The 25,772-nt window shown below is 64.9% G+C and carries 27 protein-coding genes, 5 tRNA genes and 1 other RNA gene; 13 read left to right on the plus strand and 20 right to left on the minus strand.

What is annotated here, in order from left to right:
- Positions 1–39: 39 nt before the first annotated feature.
- From FHE74_RS06855 to FHE74_RS06865, 3 genes are read left to right on the plus strand one after another with little or no spacing between them, the layout of a single operon-like run.
- On the plus strand, positions 40–981 hold the full coding sequence (locus FHE74_RS06855) for a DNA polymerase III subunit epsilon (RefSeq protein ID WP_139465762.1): 942 nt from the start codon (positions 40–42) through the stop codon (positions 979–981).
- Between the two features lie 30 nt (positions 982–1,011).
- Positions 1,012–2,301: a Mur ligase family protein gene (locus tag FHE74_RS06860; RefSeq protein ID WP_139465763.1), complete on the plus strand. Its 1,290-nt coding sequence runs from the start codon at positions 1,012–1,014 to the stop codon at positions 2,299–2,301.
- Positions 2,294–3,049 (plus strand): type 1 glutamine amidotransferase, encoded by a 756-nt coding sequence (locus FHE74_RS06865; protein WP_139465764.1) that lies wholly within the window; start codon positions 2,294–2,296, stop codon positions 3,047–3,049. Before FHE74_RS06860 ends, FHE74_RS06865 begins: the two co-directional genes overlap by 8 nt.
- Before the next feature lie 6 nt (positions 3,050–3,055).
- Here the strand turns inward: FHE74_RS06865 and recR are convergent, their stop codons facing one another.
- The 6 genes from recR to ffs form a co-directional block, all read right to left on the minus strand.
- Positions 3,056–3,712: a recombination mediator RecR gene (recR, locus tag FHE74_RS06870; RefSeq protein WP_139465765.1), complete on the minus strand. Its 657-nt coding sequence runs from the start codon at positions 3,710–3,712 to the stop codon at positions 3,056–3,058.
- Between the two features lie 103 nt (positions 3,713–3,815).
- Entirely contained in the window at positions 3,816–4,148 is a 333-nt protein-coding gene (locus tag FHE74_RS06875; protein ID WP_139465766.1) for a YbaB/EbfC family nucleoid-associated protein, read from the minus strand.
- Positions 4,149–4,239: 91 nt separating this feature from the next.
- Complete coding sequence (locus tag FHE74_RS06880; protein WP_139465767.1) at positions 4,240–6,555, minus strand: DNA polymerase III subunit gamma and tau; 2,316 nt, start codon at positions 6,553–6,555, stop codon at positions 4,240–4,242.
- A 37-nt stretch (positions 6,556–6,592) separates the two neighbouring features.
- On the minus strand, positions 6,593–7,147 hold the full coding sequence (locus FHE74_RS06885; RefSeq protein WP_139465768.1) for a suppressor of fused domain protein: 555 nt from the start codon (positions 7,145–7,147) through the stop codon (positions 6,593–6,595).
- Between the two features lies 1 nt (position 7,148).
- Positions 7,149–8,420 carry an aspartate aminotransferase type Ic gene (locus FHE74_RS06890; RefSeq protein WP_139465769.1) on the minus strand — a complete coding sequence of 424 codons (1,272 nt, stop codon included), beginning with the start codon at positions 8,418–8,420 and terminating at the stop codon, positions 7,149–7,151.
- 87 nt (positions 8,421–8,507) lie between these two features.
- An RNA gene (ffs, locus tag FHE74_RS06895) (signal recognition particle sRNA small type) lies at positions 8,508–8,604 on the minus strand.
- A gap of 115 nt (positions 8,605–8,719) precedes the next feature.
- On the opposite strand from ffs, the gene FHE74_RS06900 reads away from it, so the two are divergent.
- Positions 8,720–8,808 (plus strand) — tRNA-Ser (locus FHE74_RS06900).
- An 89-nt stretch (positions 8,809–8,897) separates the two neighbouring features.
- Here the strand turns inward: FHE74_RS06900 and gluQRS are convergent.
- Positions 8,898–9,809, minus strand: coding sequence for a tRNA glutamyl-Q(34) synthetase GluQRS (gluQRS, locus tag FHE74_RS06905; RefSeq protein ID WP_139465770.1), 912 nt, complete (start codon positions 9,807–9,809; stop codon positions 8,898–8,900).
- Between the two features lie 25 nt (positions 9,810–9,834).
- Here gluQRS and FHE74_RS06910 point away from each other — a divergent pair, with 25 nt between their 5' ends.
- Entirely contained in the window at positions 9,835–10,500 is a 666-nt protein-coding gene (locus tag FHE74_RS06910; protein ID WP_246049217.1) for a queuosine precursor transporter, read from the plus strand.
- A 12-nt stretch (positions 10,501–10,512) separates the two neighbouring features.
- On the opposite strand, the gene FHE74_RS06915 is transcribed toward FHE74_RS06910, so the two are convergent.
- The 8 genes from FHE74_RS06915 to FHE74_RS06945 all read right to left on the minus strand — a co-directional run bounded on the left by FHE74_RS06915 (position 10,513) and on the right by FHE74_RS06945 (position 16,959).
- The gene (locus FHE74_RS06915) at positions 10,513–11,373 is read right to left on the minus strand and encodes a cutinase family protein (protein WP_180339707.1); all 861 of its coding nucleotides are present in this window, start codon (positions 11,371–11,373) and stop codon (positions 10,513–10,515) included.
- Positions 11,374–11,497: 124 nt separating this feature from the next.
- Positions 11,498–12,769 carry a tRNA guanosine(34) transglycosylase Tgt gene (tgt, locus tag FHE74_RS06920; RefSeq protein WP_139465773.1) on the minus strand — a complete coding sequence of 424 codons (1,272 nt, stop codon included), beginning with the start codon at positions 12,767–12,769 and terminating at the stop codon, positions 11,498–11,500.
- Between the two features lie 3 nt (positions 12,770–12,772).
- Positions 12,773–15,202 (minus strand): MMPL family transporter, encoded by a 2,430-nt coding sequence (locus FHE74_RS06925; RefSeq protein WP_139465774.1) that lies wholly within the window; start codon positions 15,200–15,202, stop codon positions 12,773–12,775.
- A gap of 161 nt (positions 15,203–15,363) precedes the next feature.
- Positions 15,364–15,448 (minus strand) — tRNA-Ser (locus tag FHE74_RS06930).
- 45 nt (positions 15,449–15,493) lie between these two features.
- A complete protein-coding gene (locus FHE74_RS06935) occupies positions 15,494–15,709 on the minus strand; it encodes a CsbD family protein (protein WP_139465775.1) in 216 nt (71 codons plus the stop codon).
- A gap of 2 nt (positions 15,710–15,711) precedes the next feature.
- Positions 15,712–15,870 (minus strand): hypothetical protein, encoded by a 159-nt coding sequence (locus FHE74_RS10665; protein WP_180339708.1) that lies wholly within the window; start codon positions 15,868–15,870, stop codon positions 15,712–15,714.
- Positions 15,871–16,000: 130 nt separating this feature from the next.
- Entirely contained in the window at positions 16,001–16,432 is a 432-nt protein-coding gene (locus FHE74_RS06940; RefSeq protein ID WP_139465800.1) for a nucleoside deaminase, read from the minus strand.
- 44 nt (positions 16,433–16,476) lie between these two features.
- Entirely contained in the window at positions 16,477–16,959 is a 483-nt protein-coding gene (locus FHE74_RS06945) for a tRNA adenosine deaminase-associated protein (protein ID WP_139465776.1), read from the minus strand.
- Positions 16,960–16,998: 39 nt separating this feature from the next.
- Here FHE74_RS06945 and FHE74_RS06950 point away from each other — a divergent pair, with 39 nt between their 5' ends.
- Positions 16,999–18,027 (plus strand): prephenate dehydrogenase, encoded by a 1,029-nt coding sequence (locus FHE74_RS06950; protein ID WP_139465777.1) that lies wholly within the window; start codon positions 16,999–17,001, stop codon positions 18,025–18,027.
- On the opposite strand, the gene FHE74_RS06955 is transcribed toward FHE74_RS06950, so the two are convergent.
- From FHE74_RS06955 to FHE74_RS06965, 3 genes are all read right to left on the minus strand, one after another.
- Positions 18,024–18,461: a hypothetical protein gene (locus FHE74_RS06955; RefSeq protein WP_139465778.1), complete on the minus strand. Its 438-nt coding sequence runs from the start codon at positions 18,459–18,461 to the stop codon at positions 18,024–18,026. The two genes, FHE74_RS06950 and FHE74_RS06955, sit on opposite strands and share 4 nt — an antisense overlap.
- 111 nt (positions 18,462–18,572) lie before the next feature.
- Positions 18,573–18,648: transfer RNA gene (locus FHE74_RS06960), tRNA-Arg, on the minus strand.
- A gap of 299 nt (positions 18,649–18,947) precedes the next feature.
- Positions 18,948–19,034: transfer RNA gene (locus FHE74_RS06965), tRNA-Ser, on the minus strand.
- 87 nt (positions 19,035–19,121) lie between these two features.
- Between FHE74_RS06965 and hisC the strand changes: the two genes are divergently transcribed.
- Positions 19,122–20,141 carry a histidinol-phosphate transaminase gene (gene hisC / locus FHE74_RS06970; protein ID WP_139465779.1) on the plus strand — a complete coding sequence of 340 codons (1,020 nt, stop codon included), beginning with the start codon at positions 19,122–19,124 and terminating at the stop codon, positions 20,139–20,141.
- On the opposite strand, the gene FHE74_RS06975 is transcribed toward hisC, so the two are convergent.
- A complete protein-coding gene (locus FHE74_RS06975) occupies positions 20,138–20,392 on the minus strand; it encodes a MoaD/ThiS family protein (protein ID WP_139465780.1) in 255 nt (84 codons plus the stop codon). The genes hisC and FHE74_RS06975 overlap by 4 nt on opposite strands.
- A 37-nt stretch (positions 20,393–20,429) precedes the next feature.
- Between FHE74_RS06975 and FHE74_RS06980 the strand changes: the two genes are divergently transcribed.
- Genes FHE74_RS06980 through FHE74_RS06995 form a run of 4 tightly spaced genes read left to right on the plus strand, consistent with a single transcriptional unit; the run spans position 20,430 to position 23,566 of the window.
- Positions 20,430–21,602, plus strand: coding sequence for a molybdopterin molybdotransferase MoeA (locus FHE74_RS06980; RefSeq protein ID WP_139465781.1), 1,173 nt, complete (start codon positions 20,430–20,432; stop codon positions 21,600–21,602).
- An 11-nt stretch (positions 21,603–21,613) separates the two neighbouring features.
- Positions 21,614–22,096 carry a MogA/MoaB family molybdenum cofactor biosynthesis protein gene (locus FHE74_RS06985; RefSeq protein WP_139465782.1) on the plus strand — a complete coding sequence of 161 codons (483 nt, stop codon included), beginning with the start codon at positions 21,614–21,616 and terminating at the stop codon, positions 22,094–22,096.
- Positions 22,086–22,550 carry a molybdenum cofactor biosynthesis protein MoaE gene (locus FHE74_RS06990; protein WP_139465783.1) on the plus strand — a complete coding sequence of 155 codons (465 nt, stop codon included), beginning with the start codon at positions 22,086–22,088 and terminating at the stop codon, positions 22,548–22,550. The genes FHE74_RS06985 and FHE74_RS06990 overlap by 11 nt, the downstream gene beginning before the upstream one ends.
- A complete protein-coding gene (locus FHE74_RS06995; protein WP_139465784.1) occupies positions 22,547–23,566 on the plus strand; it encodes a ThiF family adenylyltransferase in 1,020 nt (339 codons plus the stop codon). The genes FHE74_RS06990 and FHE74_RS06995 overlap by 4 nt, the downstream gene beginning before the upstream one ends.
- A gap of 5 nt (positions 23,567–23,571) precedes the next feature.
- Here the strand turns inward: FHE74_RS06995 and FHE74_RS07000 are convergent.
- Positions 23,572–23,656, minus strand: a tRNA-Ser gene (locus FHE74_RS07000).
- A 77-nt stretch (positions 23,657–23,733) separates the two neighbouring features.
- Between FHE74_RS07000 and FHE74_RS07005 the strand changes: the two genes are divergently transcribed.
- Positions 23,734–25,092 (plus strand): TrkH family potassium uptake protein, encoded by a 1,359-nt coding sequence (locus FHE74_RS07005; protein WP_139465785.1) that lies wholly within the window; start codon positions 23,734–23,736, stop codon positions 25,090–25,092.
- Positions 25,085–25,771, plus strand: a complete 687-nt coding sequence (locus FHE74_RS07010; RefSeq protein WP_139465786.1) for a potassium channel family protein — start codon at positions 25,085–25,087, stop codon at positions 25,769–25,771. The genes FHE74_RS07005 and FHE74_RS07010 overlap by 8 nt, the downstream gene beginning before the upstream one ends.
- The last annotated feature ends 1 nt before the right edge of the window (position 25,772 follow it).

A 25,772-nucleotide genomic window follows, 5' to 3' on the forward strand; every position in this document is an offset into this window, starting at 1 on the left:
TAATCAGCCACACCTCGCTCCTGGGCTAGACTTGAGCCAATGAACCAAGAGAGTGACTTCCCCTACGTCGCGTTGGTGGCCCGAGGCAGTGGCATCCACCCGTCGACGTCTCGGCTGATCACGCTCGATGCCCTCACGTTCGACGACCACGGCTCGGCCGGCGAGCGCATTCACCTGCGTTTTAACCCCGGCACTGATCCCGGGCCCCGGCACATGCACGGGTTGACCCATGAGGAGGTCGCGGAGGCACCTCGTTTCGCCTCCAGCCTGAAGAAACTGGACGCGCTCCTCGACGATCGCACATTGGTCACCCACCGCACCTCGCTTACCTGGGGGTTTGTGGTCTCCGAAGCGCGGAAGGCCATGAACGCGGCTGCCCGGGCAAATCGTTCTCGGGGCCGGGGGCGAAACCGCGGACGCGGCCGCCAGCGCGTAGGCCATGTACCGCGCCCGGCGACGATCGTGGATACCCTCGCAACGGCTCGCCGCCAAGGGGTGAGTTTGAGCGATACGCGAATCCCGCACGTCGCAAAGCACTACGGGGTAACGGAGCAGGCCCCTGTCGACATGGTCAAGGACCTGTTCCTCGAGCAGCGCCGGCGCGGAGCCCTCGCCGAGTGTGGACCGAAGGAGTTGCGCGCGGACCGTTGCGGGTTGCAGCGTTCGCATGTGCGTATCGACGCCGTGGAGGCGCCTCGTCCTGTGCCCAACCCGGGCCAGTACCGGCCGGGCAGCGAGCTCAAGCGCGGTATGGAGATCGTGGTGGCACCGGAGATCGAGATGGATCCGAATGAGGTGGTCGAGGCGATCGTCAAGGCGGAGCTGGCGTATTCGGAGAAGCTGACCCGGCAGACCTCGCTGGTGGTGTGCAATGAGACCACTGACCTGCACGGCAAGGCGATGCATGCCCAGCGCAAGGACATTCCGCTGATGTCTGATGTGGCCTTCATGGAGGCTGTCCAGCGAGTGGAAGGCAACTGAGAGGGCGACTGACGGCTAGGGTTGAGGGTCATGAATGCTTCACTGCTCGGTTCGTCAGGCCCGCTGCGTCGTTTGCGCTCGAAGGCGGCCACCACGGCCGCTCGCTTGGCCACTAAGGCTTCCCAGGTTTCTGGACGTGGCGCCGGCGGAATGATCGGCGGCCTCGTGGCGGGAGCGATCGACCCCACGATCATGAGCCAGCTGGGCGGACAGCGCCCGGCAGTGCTGGTGACCGGCACGAATGGCAAGTCCACCACGACCCGCATGCTGGCCGCCGCGCTGCGCACCCGCTACAGCGTGGCCACCAACGAGGGCGGCGACAACATGGACGCCGGCATCATCTCTGCGCTGATGGCGGGGCGCGATGCCGACGCCATCGCATTGGAGGTCGACGAGCTGCACGTTCCCGCGGTGGCGGACAAGCTCGAGCCCAAGGCACTCGTGCTGCTCAACTTGTCGCGCGACCAGCTCGACCGGGTGGGTGAGATCAACAAGATCGAGCGCGCCCTGCGTTCCTGCGTGGAGGCGCACCCGGACATGGTGGTGATCGCCAACTGCGACGACGTGCTCATGACCTCGGTGGCCTACGACGCCAAGAACGTGGTGTGGGTGTCCGCGGGTGCCGGCTGGCTGGGTGACTCGGTGACCTGCCCGCGCACGGGCGGGCACGTGGTGCGTACCGACGACGACTGGTACGCAGTCAAGCCGCTGCCCGATGGCCGCCAGTTCCGCCGCCCCACCCCGACGTGGGAAGTCAACTCCGAACAGCTCACCTCCCCCGCCGGTAGCCGCCCCATGTCGCTCACGCTGCCCGGGCGCGCCAACCGCGGCAACGCAACCCAGGCCATCGCAGCAGCGGTCGAGGCCTTCGACGTTGAGCTCGACGCGGCAGTCTCCGCTGCCGAGGCCGTGGACAACGTGGCGGGTCGCTACTCCACCATCGAACTGGGTGAGCACAGCGTGCACCTGTTGCTGGCCAAGAACCCGGCCGGTTGGCAGGAGGCGCTGACCATGGTGGATCGCACCGCCGACGGTTTGGTGGTGGCGGTGAACGGCCAGGTCGCCGACGGAGAGGACCTCTCCTGGCTCTGGGACGTGAAGTTCGAGGACTTCGACGATCTAGCGGTCAAGGCGGCCGGAGAGCGCGGCACGGACCTGGCCGTGCGCCTGACGTATGCCGATATTTCCCACGAGCTCATCGCCGATCCGGTAGAGGCCATTCGTGCCTGCCCGCCCGGGCGAGTCGAGGTGCTGGCCAACTACACCGCCTTCCGTGATCTGCGTAAGGCTCTGACCAAGCAGGAGGATTACCGTGGCTGATCAACTCACCATTGGCCTGGTCTTGCCCGACGTTTTGGGCACCTATGGCGACGACGGCAACGCCCTGGTCCTGCGCCAGCGCGCCCGCATGCGCGGCATCGACGCCGAAATTCACCGCGTTCACCTGGGCGAACCAGTCCCCGAGTCCTTGGACGTGTACTGCATGGGAGGTGGCGAGGACACCGCCCAGATCTTGGCGGCAGAGCACCTCATCGCAGATGGCGGGCTGACGCGCGCTGCCTGGGCCGGGCGCCCGATCCTGGCGATCTGTGCTGGCTTGCAGGTTCTCGGAGAGTCCTTCCGTGCCTCGGGTCGCGTGGTCGATGGTGTGGGGCTTATCGACGCCACCACTGCATCCATGCAGCGTCGAGCCATCGGAGAAGTCGCCTCGACCCCAACCCGAGCAGGCCTGACCGCCGAGCTCACCGAGCCGCTCACGGGCTTTGAAAACCACATGGGCGCTACAGTGCTCGGCCCAGAGGCGCAGCCGCTAGGCACCGTGACCACCGGCGTGGGCAACGCCGATAACTCGGCGACTGAGGACCTCGCCGACGGTGCTGCGCAGCGCGTGGCGGAGGGAGCGGTCCAGGGCTCGGTGATCGCTACCTATATGCACGGTCCAGCCCTGGCGCGTAACCCCCAGTTGGCCGATCTCCTGCTGGCCAAGGCCATGGGAGTGAGCCTGGATAGCCTCGAGCCGCTGGCCCTGCCGGTGGTCGACCGACTGCGCCTCGAACGCCTGGCGTAACTAAAGCTACAGAGCCCGGCGCCCGCTTAGGGCCCGGGACAGGGTGAGCTCGTCGACGAACTCCAAGTCCCCGCCCAGCGGGATTCCCGAGGCCAGGCGGGTCACCTTAAGGTCTGGGAAGTCGCACAAGAGGCGGCCCAGATAGGAGGCCGTGGCCTCTCCCTCCGTGTTCGGGTCGGTGGCCAGGATGACTTCGGTGATGTTGGGGGCGTCGTCGTAAAGCCTGTTCTCCGGGGTGGAGTCCGCGAGTTCGCGATCAGGCAGCACGCCGCCGATTCGTTGCAGCAATTGAGCAATAGTCAGATCCTTGGGGCCCACGCTGGCCAGCGGATCCAGCGCTCCGCCGAGCACGTGGTAGCGCCCGGTGTATTCGCCGGTGCGCTCGATGACCTGGATGTCCTTGGCCTCCTCGACCACACAGATCAGGCTGGCGTCGCGCCCAGAATCCGCGCAAATCCGACAGACTTCCTGGCGGGACACGTTAGAGCAAATGCGACAGAAGGTGACGCCGTCGCGGACGCTGGCCAGGGCGTCGCGAAGCCTATCGATGTCCTCGGGCTCCACGCGCATGAGATGAAAGGCGATGCGTTGCGCGCTTTTTGGGCCGATACCGGGAAGGCGCGAAAACTCGTCGATCAGGTCCTGCAGGGGCCCTTCAAACACTGTGGTGTACCTCGTGGATGCGTCGAAAAAGAACCCGCGGCAGGCAGGCACAACTTAAGGTTGCACCCAACCCGCCGCGGTGGATGAAAAGGAAGCGGGCTGCTTAGCCGAACATGCCGCTCAGGTCTCCACCCTGAGCGTCAGAGAACGGGCCCATCTTTTCCTGGGCGACTTCGCCAGCCTTCTGGTGAGCGTCGCGGAAAGCACCCAGGACCAGGTCCTGGAGGGTGTCTACATCCTCGGGATCAACCACCTGCGGGTCGATCGTGACGGCCTTAACCTCTGCGCCGCCGGTCATGGTCACGGACACCAGGCCATTGCCGGCAGTTCCGGTGACCTCGGTGTTCAGGATCTCCTGCTGGGCCTGCTGGAGCTGTGCCTGCATCTCAGAAGCGCGGGCGATGAGCTCGTTCATGTCGGGCTGCGGGGAAGTCATAGTGTGCTTAACGTCCTATCGTTGTTGGGTACGCAGTTCGCCTGGACGATTCTACGCGTGCTCGGATTCATGGGCCCACCGGCAAAAGCGATTACGCCCGGCGCGCTCCAAGCTCGGTCTGGAGCAGATCGACTGCCACCTGGGTGGCATCCCGGTGATCACGCGTGCCTGGTTCTCGGGCCTCGTCCGCCATCATCTGCTCCTCCTCGTCGCGGCTGGGCGCAGGAGGTGCAGTAGGCGCTGCTGCCGGTCTTGCCGCAGGTGGTGCCGACGGTGGCAGCGAGGCTGGATCGGGTTCCCACTCCTCTTCGGGCCCCGGCTCGGGCGGCAGCGGGACGCCGTTGGAAAACGACATCGCCGAATCTCGCTCCGAGCGTTGCGCCGCCTGTTGTGCTGCTCGCTGAGCAGCCTGGCGCCAATCTGGGGTTTGCCGTGGTTGCTGGGCGGGCGCGGGTTCCGGGCGAGTGTGGGGACGCGGCGGCGGTGTCGGTTCCGCAGAGGGTGCTGGCGCTGCTTCCTGATCAGGGATCGCTGCGGGACGCTTCCATCCCCGAGGTTCCTCGGCGGGGTGGGGTTGGTCGTCTTCTCGGGAGCTCTCGGTAGCCTCACCGGACTGCTCAGTGCGCGCCTGGCGCTGGTTGGCCTGCGGATTCCAGGTCTTGGGGGCAGCCGCGGCGGAGAAACCCGCTGCGGAGGGATCCGTGCCCACCACGCAAGTCACCTTCAGTTGCCTCTGTGTGCGCGAGGACACGACCTGCGCGATCGCGGAATTGTTGGAACCCGCATTGATGCGCTGCGCCAACGCACCCGTGTTGTGCCCCAGGACGAGGGTGTCGTCTTTGATTCCCAACACGCGAGCCTCGGTGAGCATGATCTCGGCGATTCGATTGTGCTTGCCCACCTCCTGTCGGATCTGGGCCCAGTCCGCACGCAGCTTCTCGACGATCTCCTCGCCAGCCTGGCCAGTGGACTCCGACTGTTGCGTTTCCGGCTGGGCAGGCTCTTCCGCCTTTGGCTCCGGCTTTTGCGCGGCAGCCTCATTGGGTTGCGGCGTGTCGACCTTGGGCCGCTCGGTCTTAGGCTCTTCCGCCTTCGGATCGGGGCGCTGTGGCTCCGGGCGCTGCGGCTCCGGGCGCTGCGGCGCAGACGGGCGGGGCTGCTCTTTAGGCTCAGCAGCCTGCGGTTCCTGCTTCGTCGCCGGGGACTGGGCTGCCTGGGGAGCCTTAGGAGCCGAGCGGGTCGCCGCCAGCTTGGCAGCCGCCGCAGCAGCAGCCGCATCCCGCGACGTTTCGGCCACCGGGGCCGGGGCCGGCGAGGAGTCGACGAGCATGCGCGCACACGCGATCTCCAGGAGGAGTCGCTGCGAGGTCGGCCCCTTCATGTCGTCGAGAGCCTGGTTGACCGTACTGGCCAGGCGGGCGACGCTATCTCCAGTGAACTGCCCGGCCTGGCCCTGCAGGAGCTCGGCGCGGTCGGTCGGGGCCGCCACCAACCCCTGGTCGATGGCGGTGGGAACTGCCTGGATGACCATGAGGTCGCGCAGGCGCGCCAGAAGATCCTGAGCAAAGCGACGCGGTTCGTGGCCCGAGTCGACCACCTGACCCACCACGCGGAACAAGTCAGCGGCGTTGCTGTCCGCCAGGGCGGTCACGGCGGCGTCGAGAAGCGAAAGATCGGTCGCGCCCAGCAGCGGAAGCGCCTGCGCATAGGTCAGACCGCCCTCCCCGGCACCGGCGAGCAGCTGGTCCAGAATGGACAGGGTGTCGCGCGGGGAGCCACCACCAGCCTCGATGGCCAGCGGGTAGACGGCGGGCTCAACCTGGACGCCCTCCTCGGCCACGATCCGCTCCATGAGCCCCTGCATGTCCGGCGGGGACACCAGGCGGAACGGGTAGTGGTGCGTACGCGAACGAATGGTGCCAATGACCTTTTCCGGCTCCGTCGTCGCAAAGATAAAGATGAGGTGCTCCGGCGGCTCCTCCACCACCTTCAGCAGGGCGTTGGAACCTGCGTTGGTGATCATGTGCGCCTCGTCGATGATAAAGACGCGGTATCGCGACTCCGCCGGCGCATAGATCGCCCGGTCGCGCAGCTCACGCATGTCCTCGACGCCATTGTGGCTGGCAGCATCCAGCTCCATGACGTCCAGGTTGCCGGGACCGCCCGGCGCGAGCGCCACGCACGATTCACACTTGCCGCACGGAGTCGAGGTCGGCCCGTGCACACAGTTGAGCGAGCGCGCCAGGATGCGGGCGGACGAGGTCTTACCGCAACCGCGCGGACCCGAAAACAGATAGGCGTGATTGATCCGCCCGGCGTCGAGCGCCTTCGACAGGGGGACGGTTACCTGCTCCTGCCCCACAACCTCACCAAAGGTGGAGGGGCGATACTTCCGGTACAAAGCCACGTCCCACAGACTACCCGCCGGGGTGCGCACCGCCGGATCAGTCGAGTGGGCGCTGCCAATCGTTGGGGTTAACCGCCCGCCGACGCAGGCGCGTCAGCAGCGCATCGACGCCCTTTTCTCGCGCAAGCTGATACTCCTCATCTGAGATCAGGACCAACTGCGCCAGCAGCGTGATGCGTCGATCCTCCTGAACCTGCGGCACCTGCCCACCCCACGGGGTCGGTGCCACCAGCGCCCCGTGCGTCAAGGTGGTACTCAGCTGAGTGCGCTTGACGACGTCCGGCAGCAACGTGCCCGGTTGCGCCGGCACCACACCGTTCGCCTGCTTGAGTAGGTCCGCCGCTGCCAAGACAGCCTCCGCTGCATCGGCCTGGGAGCCATTGGTGAAGGTGAGAAGCTCGCACCGGATCTCGGTCTCTGGGTCTTGCTCCATGACCAGCCCGGTGTCTACGTCGCCAAAGCCGATGCTGGCAGCAAAGCTAATGCCCTCCGGAGCACTGCCGGTGGCTACTCGCCACTGCCCTACCTGGCGCAGCGAGAGCTCCCCGGGCAGGACCCCATCCAGCCAATACGCGGTTTCCTCCGGGCTCAGCTTAGGCCTCCAGCTTTTCCAGTGCGGCCAGCAAGGCGCAGGTGGTAAAGCCCTTCATGGCCTGCTCGAGCTCATTGATGGGCGGCATCGAAGGGGCAAGGCGCAGGTTGCGGTCGTTGGGATCGTCGTGAAGCGGGAAGGATGAGCCTGCTTCGGTGAGCTTGATTCCGGCCTCGCGCGCGAGCTCCACAACGCGGGCAGCGGTTCCATCGATGAGGTCCACCGAGATGAAGTAGCCACCCTCCGGAGTGGTCCAGCGAGCGATGTCGTATTCACCCAGGTTGGACTCGAGGATGTCCAGCACCCGACGGAACTTCGGCGCCAGCAGGCTGGCGTGCTTACGCATAACCACGCGCACCCCCTCGGCGTCGTGGAAGAAGCGCGCATGCGCGAGCTGGTTGACCTTGTTGGGCCCGATTCCGCGCACACCCGCGATTGCGAGGTACCAGGCGAGGTTGGCCTCGGAGGAGGCGAAGAAGCTCACGCCAGCACCCGCATGGGTAATCTTCGAGGTCGACGCCATGTGCCAGAAGCGGTTCGGGTTACCGGCCTGCTCGGCGAGCTCAAGGACGTTGATGGGGGTCGGGAAAGACTCGCTCAGCGTATGGACGGCGTAGGCGTTATCCCAGATGATGCGGAAGTCCGGGGCCGCGGTCTCCATCTCGGCCAAGCCACGAGCGATGTCTGCAGACACGGATTGGCCGGTGGGGTTGGCAAACATCGGCACGACCCACATGCCCTTGACCTGGGGATCCTTGACTGCCTCGCGAATGGCGTTGAGGTCCGGGCCGTCTTCGAGCCACGGCACGGTGATCATCTCAAAGCCAAACTTCTCCGTGATGGTGAAGTGCCGGTCATACCCCGGCACCGGGCAGATCCATTTGACCTTCTCCTCTGCGGACCACGGGCGCTCGGAGTCGTTCGTTCCCCAGATGTACGAGGCGGAGATGAGGTCGAACATGATGTTCAGCGAGGAAGCATCCCCGGCCACGATCTGCTCCAGCTTGATCCCGAGCAGGTCCGCCCAGATCTGGCGGATGTCCGTGATGCCCTTGAGGTTGCCGTAGTTGCGCACGTCGGCACCACTGGCGTCCTTAATGTCGCCTTCCCCCGGCAGGCTCAGCAGCTCGTGAGAAACATCCAGTTGCTCGGACGAGGGCTTACCGCGGGTGAGATCCAGGTTGAGGTTCGAGGCCTTGAGTTCCTCGTAATCCTGCCGTACGCGAGCCAGCAGCTCCGCGCGCTGATCAGCGTCCAAATCCAGCAGCGACATTACGCTTCGCACCTCCTGCGAGGGTGGGGTCAGGGTATGAATCCCTTTCAGCCTACCGCGTCACCGCTGGGCTCCCCCTGCAAGAAAACTAAGGGGACCTCACGCACCCGCCAGAGCCCGCTGACCCTTGCTGCATTCCTGCCCTGGGGGAGTTCACGAGATGGACGCCGCATGAGGTCCTGGCGGTCAGTCTATCCAGTCAGCAGGCGCACGCCAAACCCACGTCCACCCATTCCTCCCTAAGCACTCCTGACCAGCGATTTTGTTGGATGAGGGGTTATCCACTAATGTTTGTCCACGGAGGATTCGACTAGCGGCCTATGTCACACGCCTGGAACGCGTGCGGGAGTCACATCCCTCAGGGGTTCAAATCCCCTATCCTCCGCCAACGAGCAGCGGCTCGGTTTTCGTCCGAAAGGATAAAGACCGGGCCGCTGCTTTTTACTTTTGGGCGCTTAGCCAAGCCGCCCAGGAGATTTAAGGCCGAAACGTCCAGGGGTCGCGGGACAAGTGCGCGGGATCGAACACCTCGCGCAGCTGCGCCAGCGTGTGCGCCTCCGGATAGCCCAGGGACTGACAGATCAGCGCCGGGACGTCGACGCCTTGCTGTTGAAGTTCGCGGAGGGTGACCGCACCGTCGCGCTTGGCCAGGCGCTTGCCCTCCGGCCCCAGGACCAAAGGAACATGGACGTACTCGGGCACGGGGTAACCCAGCAGCTGCGCCAGATAGGCCTGCCGGGGCGCGGAACTTAACAGGTCATCCCCGCGCACGACCTGATCAATCCCAGCGTCGCCGTCGTCGATCACCACGACAAAGTTGTAGGCGAAGTCGCCCGCCTGGCCGATGTTTCCTCCGCGTTGGAGCACAAAGTCGTCGATAGGCGCCTCAAACTCACCGGCGTAGTAGTCAAGGATGCGGTGCACCGGGGCGTCTACACGCAAGCGCAGCGACGGCGCCCTCCCCTGAGCCGCCACCTCCGCGCGTCGCTGTTCGCGCTCGCTCTCACTTAGGCTCCGGCAGGTTCCGGGGTAGGAACCGGGGGCGGAGTGGGGCGCACTGGCGGCCTGCTGGATGTCGCGGCGGGTGCAGTAGCACTCGTAGGTCAGGCCGCGGGCAGAAAGCTCGTCGAGCACTGCGTGATAGCGATCGAAACGCTGGGATTGGTAGACAACCTCACCGTCGAAATCCAGGCCGATCGACTGCAGGTCCTCGATCTGCCGGTGGGCGGAGTCGAGAGAGGAGCGCCCGGAGTCGATGTCCTCGACCCGCAGATAGAAGTCCCTGCCTGTGGTGCGGGCGAAAAGCCACGCCAGCGCGGCGGTCCGGAGGTTGCCTAGGTGCAAGTCTCCGCTTGGCGACGGCGCATAGCGCCCTGCAGGTCCAGTCATAGTTTTCCAGCCTAAAATGTCGCTTATGACTACCGCACCCCGCCACGTTCCTGTGGGCTCTGGCATCTACCCCGTCTTGGTGGCCATCAGCTCCGCTGTCTTTTTGGTATCCAACATCAACGCCTCGAAGGGAGTGGAGATTGGGCCGCTCGTTCTGGATGCGGCGTTCTTCCTCTTCCCCATCTCTTACATCGTCGGTGACGTCCTCGCCGAGGTCTATGGGTTCCGGGGTGCGCGACGGGCGATCTTTACGGCCTTTGGTATCACGCTGGCCGCCACGATCTGCTTCTACATCGGCATCTGGCTGCCGCCGGCCAGCTTCTATGAGAACCAGGCGGAGTTCGCGCTGATCCTAGGGCTCGTGCCGCAGATCGTGCTGGCCTCCCTGGCGGGGTACGCCGTGGGTCAGTTGCTGAATGCCTGGTCGCTGGTGGTGCTGAAGAAGCGCACCGGAGAGTCCTCCCTGTGGGTGCGCCTGATCGGCTCCACCGTGGTGGGCCAGTTCGGCGATACGCTGCTGTTCTGCGCGATCGCCGCCCCGGTCATCGGCATCACCACCATGGGGGACTTTGCCAACTACGTCATCGTTGGCTTCGTGTGGAAGACCGCCCTGGAAGCCATGCTCCTCCCGGTCACCTACGCGGTTGTCCGGGCAGTCAAGCGCCGGGAGGGGTACCACCAGGCGGCTTAGTGCTGCTGAGCTCTAGCGCTGGTGGGCAGCGATGAAGCCCAGTGCCTCACCCACCTGGGGGGCACCGTAGACGTTATGTAGAGCTTGGGCCCGGCTGACTTCAAAGGGGTTCAGCGGCATAGCGGCGGCAAGTGCCTGGTTCATTTCACCGGCGCCGGGGAACTTACCCTGGCCAAGTCCGATGCCCGTGCCCGCGGTCTCGGCGACAGTGCGCCAGTTGGCCTGCGGGTCGCACACCAAATCTCCCGCGTTGCAGATGTCCAGGGTGCGCGGGGTGAGCTCGCCGTAGCCCATGCCCGGCCCGAGGATGCCGTGGCCAGCCGGTGCGCCGGACTGGTTCGGGGTACCACCGCGGTGCGGGTTGGCTACGAAAACGCCGGCCTCGAACTTATCCGCCGAGATGGGCCCACGCCCGGCAGCGATTTCCGACGTTAGAGTCGCCGCGATATCCGCACCCATGGAGTAGCCCACGATGCTGAACTTGGTGTTGGGGCAAGCCTGCGCGCGCTCAGCCATGATGCCAGCCACCACGTGGCGTGCAGAGTTCGAGGCCGAATCGTAGGAGTCGTTGAGGAAGGGGGTGGCGTCGTAATTCGCGGTGATCACCGAGGTGTCACTGAGCATCTGGGGCGCCATGGACACAACCTGCGGGGCCACCCAGCCGATGCCCACGTTGGACTGCAGGACCTGGGCGCTGCTCAAGCCTCCGGGAACGTTGATGAGGGTATGCGCCGTGCAGTTGCCCTGGGGGCCAAGGTCGACCGTCGCCAAGCCAAGAGAGGACTGTTGCGCCATCGCGGGCGTATTCACGGCGGAAGCAACACAGGCAAAAGCAGCACACACGGTGGCTGCGATCTTTGAAGACAAGGACACGGCGGCAGGCTCCTTGAGGAGAGGTCGACAATCTACTCGGTGCACTTCTTTAAGCAAATGCACATATTCCTGGCATACATTAGTACGCCTCCATGACATTTGTGCAGCGTGGCGCCGAAACCCTTTATTTTCCTTCCGGGGCCCGCCCGCCATTGGCGTAGTAGCGCCCCAGAAATTCGGCGCGGTACTCCTCAAAACGCCCCTCGGCGATAGAGGCACGGATGTTATCCACCAGCGTCACCATGAAGGCCACGTTGTGAATCGTGCACAGCGTGCCAGCCAGGAACTCCTTGGCCTTGAGCAGGTGGTGAAGGTAAGCACGCGAGTAGTTTTCGGAGACGTATCCCCCAAACTCCTCATCCACTCCGCGGAAATCGCGCTTGAAGCGAGATGCCACCAGGTTCATACGCCCGTCGAGTGTGTACACCCCGCCGCGGCGGGCCAGGCGGGTCGGCGCCACGCAGTCGAAGGTGTCTGCACCTGCGGCGACGGCGGTAAACAGGTCGTCCGGCTCCGAGATGCCCAGCAAATGACGCGGCTTCTCAGCGGGCAGCTCATCGCATACCCAGCCCACGATCGTGCCCAGGTTGCTCTTCTCCATCGCCCCGCCGATGCCGAAGCCTCCGAAGCCGCGCATCCCCTTCTCTTGCGCTTGCTCGGACATCTCGACCAGCTGGCGAGCTGCCAGCCGGCGCAGGTCCTCGTAGTTGGCGCCTTGTACCACGCCCCATAGGGATTGCTTGGGGCGATGCGTGCGCTCTTGGGTCAGGCGGTTGTGCTCCACCAGGCAGCGCTGCGCCCAGCGACGGGTCCGCTCGACGGACTCCTCCTGGTAGGCACGCGTGTCCACGAGCGTGGTCAGCTCGTCGAAGGCGAACATGATGTCCGCGCCCAGCCCATGCTGGATCTGCATGCTCACCTCGGGGGTGAAGCGGTGCTTGGACCCGTCGATGACAGAGCGGAAGTCCACCCCGTCCTCGTCCACCTTGGCCAGGCGTTCCTTGTCCTTGGCCTTGATGTCCTCGGGGTTGAGCTTGGCGGTGTCCATCGCCAGCACCTTCCGGAAGCCCGCGCCCAGGCTCATCACCTGAAAGCCGCCCGAATCGGTGTAGGTGGGGCCGTGCCAGTTTTCAAATGCGGCCACTCCCCCAGCCTCATCGACGATGTCATGCCCCGGCTGCAGGTAGAGGTGATACGCGTTGGACAGAATCGCCTGCGCGCCGGTCGAGCGGATCTGCTCCGGGGTCAGCGTCTTCACTGTCGCCTTGGTGGCCACCGGAATGAACGCCGGGGTCTGAATATCCCCATGCGGGGTGTGAATCGTGCCCGTGCGCCCATGGCGCCCCACGCCAGCATCGGAGATCTCGGTGCCGAGGCTGAAACTCACATCATCCATGTTCTAGTCCTTCTTGGGGGCGCTTGTCGACGCCCGGGTTGATCCAGATTGCTCAAAGCGCTCCTCCAGCTTGGTGCCCTCGATGTCGATGGCCGGCAGGAGCTTGTCCATCCAGCGCGGCATCCACCAGGTTGCGCGTCCCAGCAGGAACATTGCGGCGGGGACGAGTGCCATGCGGATGAAGAAGGCGTCGAAAAGCACACCCAGACCCAGCGCAAAGCCGAAGATCTGAATGAAGGGCAGCGGCTGATTAATAAATGCCACGAACACCGCGATCATGATGATCGCCGCGGCGGTGACCACACGAGCGGCCCGCGAGAAGCCCACGATCACGGACTCCTCGACGGCGTTGTAGACCGAGTCCCTGCGCGAGCGCCCTCCTCCTCGCACAAAGTGCTCGCGCATGCGGGTGACCAGGAATACCTGGTAGTCCATGGCCAGGCCGAAGGTCACGCCGATCAGGAAGATCGGCATGAAGGAAATCAGCGGCGCCGGGGTGGGCACCAGGCCCCACAGGCCCTCCTGCCAGACCAGGACGGTGAGGCCAAAGGCGGCGCCGACGGACAGGAGGAAGCCCAGGCCGGCGACGATCGGAACCATGATGGAGCGGAAGACAATCAGCAGCAGGACGATGGCCAGGCCCACCACGACGCCCAGGTACAGCGGCATCGCCCCGGCAAGGCGCTCGGTGATGTCCATCTGCACCGCTGTCAGGCCGGTCAGACCGATGGAGGCGCCGGTGGCGTCTGAGATCTGCTGTCCGAGCGAACGCAGAGAGTGCGCCGTCTCCACGGTCTGCTGGTCCGCCGGGCCCGAGCGGGGCCACACAGCGATCTGCGCTGCCGTGCCGTCCTCGCTCTGGGCGATGAGCTGGGCATGCTTCACATCCACCAGCGAGTTGACCTGCCCCACCGTGTACAGGAACGAGGAGGTCTGGGCCGCCTCCTGGGGCGAGATGGTGGACTCCGGACGCGACGTCTGGGCGTCGATGAGCGGGGCCAGGGCCGGGGACTCGGGATTCGCATTCTCGGCGTTAACAATCATCAGCAGGGGCGCGTTGATGCCCTCGCCGAAGCCCTTTGCCATCAGCTCAGCCGATTGGCGCTGGGTGGTGTCGTAGTTGCTGGTCATGTCCGAGGGCAAGGCCATCTCCAGTTTGGACACCGGAAGCGTCATCACCCCGAGGCTCAAAATCACCACGGCGATGACCAGGCCCGGAACACGGTGCACAAACTTCACCCAGCGCGCGCCCATGGTCTCTGGCATGCGGCGACGCTTGCCACGGCCACGGCGATTTCCGGCCACTCCGGGGACTCGGCCCGCAAAGGCCTTGGATCCGAATAGACCCAGCAATGCCGGGGTCAGCGTCAGGGCGACGAGCACGGCGATCAACACGGTGACCGCGGCGGCCAGGCCCATCCAGGTGAGGAACTCGATGTTGGCGATCACCAACGCCGCCAGCGCCACAAACACCGTGGCGCCCGCGAACACCACGGACGATCCGGCGGTGCCGGTGGCCAAGCCGGCTGCCTCGGGGCCACTGAGCCGCTGCCTTTCTGCGCGGTAGCGCGAGAGGATGAACAGCGAGTAGTCGATACCCACGGCCAGGCCGATCATCACTGCAAGGACCGGGGTCGTGTCGTTGAGCTCCACCCAGTGGGTGGCGGTAAACAGCAGCGCCATTCCCAGGCCCACACCCACCACGGCGGTGACCACGGGCATTACGGCGGCGGCCAAGGAGCCAAAAGTGATCACCAGGACCACGAAGGCGATCGCCAGACCGATGATCTCACTGGTGGAGTTGACTACGATCGGATCGCCAAATCCGGGGCCGCCGGCCTCGACCCGCAGGCCTTGATCGCGCCCGATCTGCAGGGCCTCGTTGATGACGTCGCGCTGCTCCTGCGTGACTGCCTGGGCGCTTTCCACGTCGATGGTGAAGGTGGTGTACGCAATCGTGCCGTCCTCGGACACCATCGACAGGTTTTGCGCATCATTGCGGGCTGTTTCCTCTGGCAGCCCCATGCTGGTCTCCTGGTCAAAGACCATCCGCTGCAACTCGGGAGAGATCTTGAGTGGGTTGCCAAAGCGCTCGGTGTCCCTGATCTCGGTGAGGTTGTCCTCGACATGTCCGACGACCTGATCGATCGCGGCTGAACTCTGCGGCGTGTTCAGGGTCTGCCCCTCTGGGGCCTCGAACACGAGGTTGACCGTGGCCGCATTGACGGTTTCCCCCGCACCGGGGAACTTTTCATCCAGCTGCGAGATGGCGTCGATCGATGGGGTACCACTGATGGCGAACTCGCTGGTAAAGGGCTTCATCAAGGTGGCGGCCGCGCCGCCTACTCCACCCAGAATGATGACCCACGCGATGATGACCTTCCACTTGTTCAGGAAGGACCACGATCCCAATCGATAGAGAAGTTCAGCCACGGAGGCGCTACCCCTTTGCGGTAGTCGGCGGTCGGTTCATTTTTAAAGCAACCTAGTTGGCTCATCGAGTCTAAACGTTGCCCCTGGGCATTTGCTTAAGGCGGTGCAGAACCGAAAAAGACCCGGCACCTACGAGAGGTAACCGGGTCTTTATTCAAGAGCGGTGGCGGCGGGATTCGAACCCGCGGTGGTTTTACCCACATTCGCTTTCGAGGCGAACACCTTCGGCCGCTCGGACACGCCACCGCTAACCAAAGTAACGGAGCGCGCGCCCGGCGACCAAATCAGCCGCTACTTGTTGTCCTGGAACTTGCCGAGCAGCTTGTCGGCGCCTTCCTTGACAGCGTCCTTAGCGTTGTTCAGGGCGTCCTTGATGTCACCCTTGGTCTGGTCGGCCTTGCCCTCGTTCTTGAGGGAGTCGTTCTCGGTAGCCTCGCCGAAAACTTCCTTGGCCTTGCCACCCAGCTCGTCGCTCTTGGCGTTGAACTCGTCCTGAATGTCAGCCATGTTTACTGCTCCTCGTTGTTAGCGTCGTCGCCCTTGGGGGCGAACTTTTCCTGGGCCTTATCGATGCCCTCGTTAACCTTATCGTTGTTAACGAACTTCTCCTGCGCCTTATCCACACCAGTGGTGGCTGCTGCGTCCTTAGCCTTATCCATGATTCCCATGAGTTAACCTCCTGCTAAATGCGATGCGTTTAACGTGCGGGTTCCACGCTAGACACGGTGTGCGGGCTTCGCCACCTTCGGCGCCACACCGATACCTAACTGTGATCCGGGTTGCAGCGCGGGCACAGCCCTAACGCAGGGTGCGAAAAAACTCCCTGAGCTGGGCTGCTGCCTCACTCTCCAGAATGCCCCCACGCACCTGCGGAACATGGAGGGCCCCTGGCGCCCGGGGCACGTCGACCAACGACCCGCAGGCCCCCGTGCGGGGTTCAAACGCGCCAAAGACTATCGAATCAATGCGGGCGCCCACTGCCGCGCCCGCGCACATTGCACAGGGCTCCAGGGTGACGACGAGCTCGCAACCAGTCAGGCGCCATCCGTCGCCAAGCGCCTCCACCGCGGAACGAATCGCCGCGATCTCAGCGTGCCCCAGGGGGTCTGTGTCTGCTTCTCGACGATTCACCCCCCAGCTCAATTCCCTGCCCTCCGCGGAGTAGATCACCGCCCCCACCGGAACATCGCCAGGTGGGGTCAGCGCGGCCACCTCGAGCGCGCGCCGCATTCGGCGCTCGGCCTCGACGACGCCGCGCGGGCGTGGCAGGGCGCTCACGAGTAGTCGGTGGCGTCGCTGAGCTCCTCGGAAAAGCCCAGCTCGTCCGCGATGCGCATGATCGCCTGGTGGGGATACAGGTCCTGGTCGTCGGCAATCACTCCCAGGATTTCCTCGGAGAGCCCCAGGTCCTCCAGCACCTCGAAGTCACCTTCGGGCCAGCCGTCGATGTCGTCGAGAGTGTCGGGGTCGATGTCCGGGATCTCCATCCCGGCGTCCTCGGCCAGGTCGCGCGCGTAGTCGTCGTCGACTGCCATGGTGACGTCGGACAACAGCACAAGGTTGCGGCTCGGGGCGGGGCGCAAAATGACGAAGTATTCATCCTCTACGCACAACAGCGCGAAGGCCGCGCCTGGGGAACGCAGCGCGCGTACGGCCTTGAGAGCTCGCGTCGGATCGGTGAAGTCGTCCGCGAATCGCCGCACCTGCCACTGGCCGTCATCGCTGGTCACCGTGACGGCGAAGCTCATTTCCCGCATAAAAAGTCAGAGTAGTCGGGGTGGGGCATAATTGTCACCGTGAGCTTCCAAAACCTAACCCGCCCCATCTGCATCGTTGGCCTCGGCCTCATTGGTGGTTCGCTCATGCGCGACCTCGCCGCCGCGAACCAGCCCGTGTTCGGGTACAACCGCTCCACCTCCGGCACCCGCACCGCGGTCAAAGAGGGGTTCGACGTCTCCGATAACCTCGATGCCACCCTTGAGCGCGCCGAGCAGGAGAAAGCGATCCTGGTCCTCGCCGTGCCCATGCATGCGATAGGCGAAGTCCTCGACCGCGTGGTGGAGCTGGCGCCCAGCTGCGGCATCACGGACGTGGTGAGCGTGAAGTCCCCGGTGTATGAGGAAATTCGCGCCCGCGGGTTGGAATCGCGCTACGTGGGTGGCCACCCGATGGCCGGCACGGAAAGGTCGGGCTGGAAGGCCTCCCAGCCCGGATTGTTCACCCGGGCGGCGTGGGTGGTCACCTATGACTACGCCGCGGAGCTGGCCGAGCGCGGCGAGCACACGCCGAACGAATGGATCGACCTGTTTTCTAACGTTGTGCGGATGATCGTCCGCGTCCAGGCCGAGGCCGTCCCGGCGCGTGTGTCCAACCACGATGCCGCCGTGGCGCGCGTGAGCCACCTTCCCCACATCGTGGCCGAGGCCCTGTCGATTGTCGGCGACGACGGCGGTGTGCTCGCGCAATCGCTGGCGGCGGGCTCATTCAAGGACGCCACGCGAGTGGCCGCTACCGAGCCCTCCCTGGTGCGAGCAATGTGTGAGTCCAACGCGCCAGCGCTGGTCGATGCGTTGGATCAGTTCATCGACAAGCTGGCCCAGGCGCGGGATTCGCTGGCCGCGGAACAACCGGACATTCGAGGGCTGGTGGAGGCTGGTCACCGCACACGCACCCGCCTGGAGGCACGCTCGGGCGCACGCCAGGATTCCGTGTCACCGGTGAAGATCTCCTCCCGCCCCGTGTTGCGCTTGCATCCGGGTGGACCTCGGTGGGTCCAGCAGCTAGCTCAGACCGAGGATCTGGGCGGGCGCATCGAGATTTTCTAGGCCTCTGCGCTCTCCTCGGGGCTCGCGTTCGTGGCGTCGACCCGGCGCAGCAAACGCGAGATGAGGTAGCCCAGCGCCATATACAGCGCGCTGGCTACCACCGCCACGGACAACGGCCGGGCGAGGAAGTCGGTGATGATCACCGTTCCGATAAAGAGCAGGACCAGCTCAACACCGTTTCTTAGCTTGGCGGACGATGTGGGCAGGTATGGGGACGCAGCAATCCCTCCTGCCAGCTTCTCCACCAAAATCAACGCTCCAGGCAAAGTCAGCACCGTGCACACCAGGGAGAAAAAGCTTAAGTCCCAACGCCACTCCCCGGCAGGTATAAGAACCACGGCGCACACCACGATCAGGAAATACGGGATGGTCGTGAGAGCCATGACAGCGAGGGCTCCGGCGATGTCGCCGGCCTTCAGCCGCTGGTTATCCATGTGCCTGACCTTCCCCAAGAATTTTCAGCGTTAGCTTACCGCGCACCTACGATCGACGTGGAACGGAAAAGGCCCCTAGGCGCAGTGTTTCACTGTTCCTAGGGGCCTAAATGGTGCGCCCGGAGGGATTCGAACCCCCAACCTTCTGATCCGTAGTCAGATGCTCTATCCGTTGAGCTACGGGCGCTGGTGCCGTTTTCCTTGGCAACGGAATGAAACTTTACACCCGCCCCCTTAAGTAAACAAAACGGCAGGTTAACTGGACTTTAAAGGACTTGGGAGGTCGGGTTAAGTGGCAAAATGTGCATCTTGTCTCGGCGCGTCGCCTGGGGGTTGTCGGTGGCGGGTTGGGCTCGAGTCCACCGTTGGTGGCAACTTTGTCGTACACCCGCGCCCAAAATTGCGGGCGCCCGTACTGCATTGTTGCCAGCCAAATACAACAAAGCCCGCAGACTCAGCTTGTGAGTTCTGCGGGCAGTTGCGGTGCGGAGATGAGAGGATTCGAACCTCCGGACCTCGCGAGAGGTCAACTCCTTAGCAGGGAGCCCCATTCGGCCGCTCTGGCACATCTCCAGCCGATGCTAAAGCATCGCCCAACATCGTAACGGTCGGCTACGGCCCCCGCCAAACCGCCCCGGCACAAGCACTACCATTACCCCTATGATCCGGCCCGACTTGTCCTCCCTGCCGTCCTACGTCCCGGGCACGCGCGTGCCCGGCGCGCTCAAGCTTTCCTCCAATGAGGTGGCCGCCGGCCCGCTACCCAGCGCGGTCGAGGCGATGACGCAGGCGGCCGTGCAGGCTAACCGCTACCCGGACATGGGCGCTACTGAGCTCAAGCACGCCCTGGCCGAGCACCTGGGCCTCCAGGTAGACAACATTGCTGTGGGAACGGGCTCGTCTGCCCTGTGCCAGCAGCTCGTCCAGATCACCTGTGTACCCGGGGACGAGGTGCTCTTTGCCTGGCGAAGCTTCGAGGCCTACCCGATCTTCACCCAGGTCGTGGGTGCGAAGGCAGTGCAGGTTCCGCTCCTGCCCGACGGCCACCATGATCTGCCCGAGATGGCTCGACGCATCACGGAGCGCACCCGGTTGATCTTCCTCTGCTCCCCCAACAACCCGTCGGGGCAGGTGATTAGCCGCGAGGAGTTCGCGGACTTCATGGCGGCGGTGCCCGCGCATGTGGTGGTCGTGCTCGATGAGGCCTACTTCGAGTTCAACCGCGATCCATCCGCCATCACCGGCACCGAGGCAATCAGCGCCTATCCCAACGTCATCGCCCTGCGCACCTTCTCCAAGGCCTACGGTCTCGCCGGGGTGAGGGTCGGCTACGCCTTCGGCGCCCCGGAGCTTATCGACGCCCTGAACAAGGTGGCTATCCCCTTCGGCGTCAGTTCCGTTGCCCAGGCCGGGGCCCTGGCCAGCCTGGAAGCCCGCAACGAGCTGTTGGAGCGCACGGAGGAAACCGTGGCTGTGCGCGATAGAGTCGCCGACGCTCTTGGCGCACCCCACAGCCAGGGCAACTTTGTGTGGTTGGATTGCGACAATGCCGCAGACTTGGCGGCGCAGCTCCAGGAACATGGTGTGCTAGCGCGCGCCTTTCCGGAGGGATTGCGGGTAAGTGTGACCACCCGGACGGAAGCCGAACAATTCCTCCGCGCCTGGCAGCAGGTGGGTTAGCCGCCGGCGAAGGGCGGGAGGACGTCGATACGCGAGACCCCCGTCAAGTCATGTTCGCGCTCCACCCGCGTGCCGTCGGCGAGGAAGGTACAACGGTGAAAGATCTCCCCCAGGCTCAGCCCCGAATCGGTGGTGCCAGAGTGGGCAGCAGCCAGGGCAACGAGCAGCTCCTTGAGGGTGGCTGGGGGCGTGACCGTCTCGCTGGCGCATCCGGCGGCTGCGCGGGCAGCGGCAAAGTAATGGATCTCCATGTGATTGACCTTAAACGACGAGTCGAAAGGAACAGCGGTGCGCAGTATTGAGGAACATCGCCAAGTCATCCGCGCCGAGCTCTCGCCGCGGGAAACTGAGCGCGTTCGCCTGGAAGCGGCTCGCGGACGTGTGCTGGCCCGGGATATTTCCGCCGAGTGGGACTCACCGCGCTTCGCCAACTCGCAGATGGATGGGTACGCGGTTGCGCATCCTGCAGCGGGCGCGCGCGTGGTGGGCCCGACCATCGCTGCCGGGGCCGATCCTGCGCAGCTGTATCCGGACGGGGTGGGTGATCTCGCCGCTCCGATCATGACGGGGGCCGCGCTGCCGGTTGGTGCCCAGTGCATCATTCCGGTGGAAAAGGCGCAGCCTGCGCGCTTTTTGGGCGAAGGCGAGGAGGTTGTTCTCCCTGAGAGCTCGGTCGGCGCGTTCGTGCGTGCGCAGGGTAATGACATTGCGGCGGGTGAGCTACTGCTGCGCGCCGGTACCGCGCTGACCCCGGCGGGCGTCGCTGCCATAGCCTCGCAGTCCATTGCACAGGTGGAGGTGTACCAGCGCGCGCGCCTGTTGGTGGTCACCGGCGGCGCGGAGATCTCCTCGTCCGCTGAGCATCCCGCGCAGATCCCCGACGCCAACGGCCCCATGATCGCCGCCGCAGCCGAGCGCTACTGCATGGAGGTCGCGGGGCACGTGCGCACCAACGACAACCCAGATGTGTTGCGCGCCGACCTGCAGTCGGCCGTGGACGCGTTGTGCCCGGATGTCATCGTGACCTCGGGAGGCATCTCTGCCGGGGCCTTCGAGGTGGTGCGCCAGGTTCTCGACGGCCCGCACGCCTGGTTCGGGCACGTGGGCATGCAGCCCGGTGGCCCGCAGGGTATTGCCCGCTTTGCCGGATGCCCCGTCATCTGCTTGCCCGGCAATCCCGTATCCACCCTGGTCAGCTTCCGATTGTTCGTCGCTCCCCTGCTGGGTAGGACTCCCGCCGAGCGCTCGGCACACGTGGTCGCGGACCAGCGTGGCCTCGAGGGCAAGGACCAGCTGCTGCGCGGGCGCCTCGATTACGCCGGGGCGCAGGTGAGCGTGAGCGTGGTCGGTGGCGCTGGTTCGCACCTGATCACCCAGGCCGTGGACGCCGATTGTTTGCTGCGCGTTCCCCGCCAGGCCGAGCTCAAGGCCGGCGATCTTGTAACCGTCTATCCCCTCTAGGAGTGCACACCTTGTCTTCTCCCCGTGCCCAGGTCGTGGTCGCCTCCACGCGTGCCGCTGCCGGTACCTACGCTGACCGCTCCGGTCCCATCGCCGTGGACTTTCTGCGTTCACAGGGCTTTGACACCCCGGATGCGCTGGTGGTCGCCGATGCGGACATCACCACCACCGTGGCTGACATTCTGCAAGACCCCCACCCGCCCCGGGTCCTGCTGACGTCTGGAGGCACCGGCATTACCCCGGATGACCAGACCGTCGAGGCGGTGCAGCCCCACCTGGAGCGAGAGCTTCCCGGGATCGTCCATGCTTTCTGGGAGCTGGGCCGGCAGAAGGTGCCCACGGCCATCGTCTCGCGCGCGGTCGCCGGGGTCACCAAACGCACCTTTGTAATGACCCTGCCCGGATCCACTGGAGGGGTCAAGGATGGCTGTAGCGTGTTGCAGGACGTCTTGACGCACATCGTCGATCAGTTGGAGGGCATCCATGAGCACTAAGGACCCGGCCTACGTGGCCGAGCAAACCGGGCAGGTCCTGGCTGCGATCATCACCGATCAGCCACTGGAGCCGCTGGTAGCCGAGGCCAAAGCGGACGTGGTCACCGCTGCGATGGGGGCCTGCGTGGTCTTCGACGGCATCGTGCGCGACCACGACTCCGGCCAGCGAGTGAAGTCTTTGACCTACACCAGCCACCCCACCGCCCAGGCGGAGATCGAGCGAGTCGCAGCCGAGGTGTCGGCAGCTCATCCCCGCACCCGCCTGTACACGGCGCATCGCGTGGGCGCGCTGAGCATCGGGGACAGCGCTTTTGTGGTCATCGCGGCCGCCGCCCACCGCGGTGATGCCTTCGCCGCCTGCTCCGAGATGGCCGATCGGGTCAAGGCCGAGGTCCCTATCTGGAAGGAGCAAACGCTTCTCGACGGCACCGCCACCTGGGTAGGTCTGGAATGAGCGAGCGCTATCGCCGCCAGGTCACGTTGAACGGGTTCGGGCAGGCCGGCCAGGACGCGCTTGCCCACGCCCACGTTGCCGTCATTGGGGCCGGCGGCCTGGGCTCCCCGGCTTTGCTCTACCTGGCAGCGGCCGGCGTCGGCCGCATCACGCTCATCGACGACGACACCGTCTCCCTATCCAACCTGCACCGCCAGGTCATCCACACCACCGACCGCGTGGGTGAACCCAAGGTGAATTCCGCTCGTACCACAATGGCTGCGCTCAACCCCGAGGTCGAGGTGAATGCCGTCGAGGCGCGTTTGACCTGGCCCGGGGCCATCGACGTGCTGCGCGGGGCGGACGTCGTGCTCGATGGCAGCGACAACTTTGACACCCGCCACGTGGTCTCCTATGCCTGCGCTCAGTTAGGGATCCCCCACGTCTACGGTTCCATCCTGGGATTCGAGGCCCAGCTCAGCGTCTTTCATGCCGGTCACGGGCCGGTCTACGAGGACCTCTTCCCCGCCCCACCCGCTCCCGGGGCGGTGCCCTCCTGCGCCCAAGCCGGGGTGCTCGGCCCGGTGGTGGGGGTGGTCGGCTCGGCCATGGCCATGGAGGCCATCAAGCTGATCACCGGAATTGGAACTCCACTGCGCGGCACGCTCGGCTACTACGACTCGCTGACCGGCCGCTGGGAGTACATTCCGCTGGGTTCCAACGACATGGACTTGTCCGGCACTCCCCCGCGCCAGGAACTTCCCCAGGTGCGCGAGGTGGACGCAGTTCCCGAGGCTGCTGTGCTTATCGACGTTCGCGAGCCCGCCGAGACAACCCTTGGCATCATCCCCGGCGCACAGGAAGTCCCGCTGGCCACGGTGTTTAATGGCTGGACCCCGGCGCGCGATTCTGGCCTGGTGGTTACCTACTGCGCCACCGGTGTGCGCTCAGCCCAGGCAGCAGAAGCACTGCAGGCCCGCGGCTTTGAGGCCGCGAGCCTGCGTGGGGGTTACGAGCGCTGGAAGTCACTCGGTTAACTGCGCGGAGACGGCGGGATTTGAACCCGCGGAGGGTTTAACCTCGCTGGTTTTCAAGACCAGTGCATTCGGCCGCTCTGCCACGTCTCCCCGCTCACATTTGTGAGCGCCCGGTCAGTCTAGCCGATAGGACTAGACAATCGGCCAACCGGGAGTAGTCTTGCCGCGTGCACAGCACTCGACACGATCCCACGGATCGGCATGCTCTCGCCCCGGCCCGGCTCGCCGCCGCAGGCCTTACTGGGCTCGTCGCCTTAGGCACTGTGGCCCTGGCGTCCCCGTGGGCCTCGACGGATCATCACCCCACGGCGCTTATCGACGCCCTGTTCACCGCAGTATCCGCAGCCTCACTTACTGGCTTGGTCACAGTGGATACGAGCAGCCACTTCAATTTATTTGGGCAGATAGTCATTCTGGCGCTCATCCAGATCAGTGGCCTGGGAGTGATGTCGCTGGCATCGCTGTTGGGCATGGTGCTCCGGCATCGTTTGAGCTTGCGCCATCGTCGAGTAGCGGAAGCCGAGGGACGAGGCATCTCCAGCAGGTCTATCAAGGGCACCCTCCAGGCCACGGTGATGCTCACCCTCGTGGTCGAGTCCGTCATCGCGGCGGTGCTGGCGCTGCGTTTTGCGCTGGCCTATGGCCACTCCTGGGGGCAGGCCATCTGGCTCGGTGTGTTTCATTCCATCTCGGCGTTTAACAACGCTGGGTTCAGCCTGCAGTCCGACAGCCTCATAGGTTTTGTTGGAGACTGGTTCATCATCGGGCCGATCAGCTTGGCCATCATCGTGGGCGGCTTGGGGTATCCGGTTCTGGCCGAGGTACAGCGGCGCTGCCGGGGAACAGCAGCGCGCCCGTGGTCGGTGACCAGCAGAATCACGTTGCTCTCCACTGCCGCGCTCATCATAGGTGGGGCGCTGGTTTTTGCGCTGACGGAACACCGCCATACCTTCTCTGGCCTGGGACCATCGTCGTTTGCTGCGGCCAGCACCTTCGCCTCGGTCACCGCGCGTACGGCCGGGTTCAACTCCATCGACTATGGGCAGGCCTCCCCCATCACCTTGATGATGACCGACGCCCTTATGTTCATTGGCGGTGGCTCTGCCGGCACGGCCGGTGGCGTCAAGGTCACCACGGTGGCGGTACTCGCCGCCGCCGTGCTGGCCGAGTATCGCGGCCGCGAGCACACCACGGTGGGCAGGCGGATGATCCCCAGTTCCACCGTCCGCCAGGCCATGGCGGTCATGGCCGCGGGCATCTTCACCGTGGTCATAGCCACGGCACTCATCCGCGCGCTGGAACCTCACTTCGACGGAGACGCGATCGTCTTCGAGGTGGTCTCGGCCTTCGGCACGGTCGGGCTTTCGACCGGCATCACCGGCAAGATTGGCGCTGCGTCTCAGCTCATTCTGGCGGCAGTCATGTTCCTCGGGCGCTTGGGACCATTCACGTTGGTCGCGTCCTTGGCCTTAAGGCACGTCGACAAGCGATTCAGTTACCCAGAAGAAAGGCCCTACATTGGATAACCCGTTTTCTCGCATTCGTCAGCCGCGCCAGGAACCGGTCGGCGTGGTGGGGCTCGGCCGCTTCGGCTCCACCCTGGCCCTCGCGCTGGCGGAGGAGGGCGTGGAGGTGCTGGGCATCGATACGGATCCGAAGGTCGTCCGCGAGCACGCCACCCTGTTGACCGAGGCCGCTGTCGCCGACGGAACAGACGAGGAGGCCCTGGAGCAGCTCGGCTTCTTCGACCTGTCCACCGTGGTCGTGGCCGTGGGACATCACCTGGAGGTTTCAATCCTCACCGCCGCCACCCTGGCCGAGCGCGGGGTCGAATCGATCTGGGCGCGCGCAGACACCGCGGCACATGCCCGCATCCTGGAGAGGGTCGGCGTTCACCACGTCGTTCGCCCGGAGTACGACACGGGCCGACGCGTGGCACACCTGCTCGACGGCCGGATTCGAGAGTTCGCCGAGATCGCACGCGACTACTCGGTGGTGGCCATGATTGCCCCTCAGGCGGTAACGAAAACCCCCGATCAGCTGTTCACGGAATACGGCGTCCAGATCGTCTCCGTCAAGCGCGAGCGCGCCTGGCAGCCGGTGCGTTCCACCGCCGACCTGCGCCCCGGAGACCTGATCACGGTTGCCGGCAGCCCGAATGCCCTGGAGCGCTTCTCTAACTTGCTCTCCGCCCAGGATCACTAGG

The organism is Corynebacterium tapiri, from assembly GCF_006334925.1.
GTDB classification, from domain to species: Bacteria; Actinomycetota; Actinomycetes; order Mycobacteriales; family Mycobacteriaceae; genus Corynebacterium; species Corynebacterium tapiri.

Coding starts and splice junctions, on each gene's coding strand:
- FHE74_RS06855 (WP_139465762.1), top strand. CDS start 40: ATGAACCAAGAGAGTGACTTCCCCTACGTCGCGTTGGTGGCCCGAGGC.
- FHE74_RS06860 (WP_139465763.1), top strand. CDS start 1,012: ATGAATGCTTCACTGCTCGGTTCGTCAGGCCCGCTGCGTCGTTTGCGC.
- FHE74_RS06875 (WP_139465766.1), bottom strand. CDS start 4,148: ATGACTTCCCCGCAGCCCGACATGAACGAGCTCATCGCCCGCGCTTCT.
- FHE74_RS06890 (WP_139465769.1), bottom strand. CDS start 8,420: ATGTCGCTGCTGGATTTGGACGCTGATCAGCGCGCGGAGCTGCTGGCT.
- gluQRS (WP_139465770.1), bottom strand. CDS start 9,809: ATGACTGGACCTGCAGGGCGCTATGCGCCGTCGCCAAGCGGAGACTTG.
- FHE74_RS06910 (WP_246049217.1), top strand. CDS start 9,835: ATGACTACCGCACCCCGCCACGTTCCTGTGGGCTCTGGCATCTACCCC.
- tgt (WP_139465773.1), bottom strand. CDS start 12,769: ATGGATGATGTGAGTTTCAGCCTCGGCACCGAGATCTCCGATGCTGGC.
- FHE74_RS06935 (WP_139465775.1), bottom strand. CDS start 15,709: ATGGCTGACATTCAGGACGAGTTCAACGCCAAGAGCGACGAGCTGGGT.
- FHE74_RS10665 (WP_180339708.1), bottom strand. CDS start 15,870: ATGGGAATCATGGATAAGGCTAAGGACGCAGCAGCCACCACTGGTGTG.
- FHE74_RS06940 (WP_139465800.1), bottom strand. CDS start 16,432: ATGCGGCGCGCGCTCGAGGTGGCCGCGCTGACCCCACCTGGCGATGTT.
- FHE74_RS06945 (WP_139465776.1), bottom strand. CDS start 16,959: ATGCGGGAAATGAGCTTCGCCGTCACGGTGACCAGCGATGACGGCCAG.
- FHE74_RS06955 (WP_139465778.1), bottom strand. CDS start 18,461: ATGGATAACCAGCGGCTGAAGGCCGGCGACATCGCCGGAGCCCTCGCT.
- hisC (WP_139465779.1), top strand. CDS start 19,122: ATGATCCGGCCCGACTTGTCCTCCCTGCCGTCCTACGTCCCGGGCACG.
- FHE74_RS06975 (WP_139465780.1), bottom strand. CDS start 20,392: ATGGAGATCCATTACTTTGCCGCTGCCCGCGCAGCCGCCGGATGCGCC.
- FHE74_RS06990 (WP_139465783.1), top strand. CDS start 22,086: ATGAGCACTAAGGACCCGGCCTACGTGGCCGAGCAAACCGGGCAGGTC.
- FHE74_RS06995 (WP_139465784.1), top strand. CDS start 22,547: ATGAGCGAGCGCTATCGCCGCCAGGTCACGTTGAACGGGTTCGGGCAG.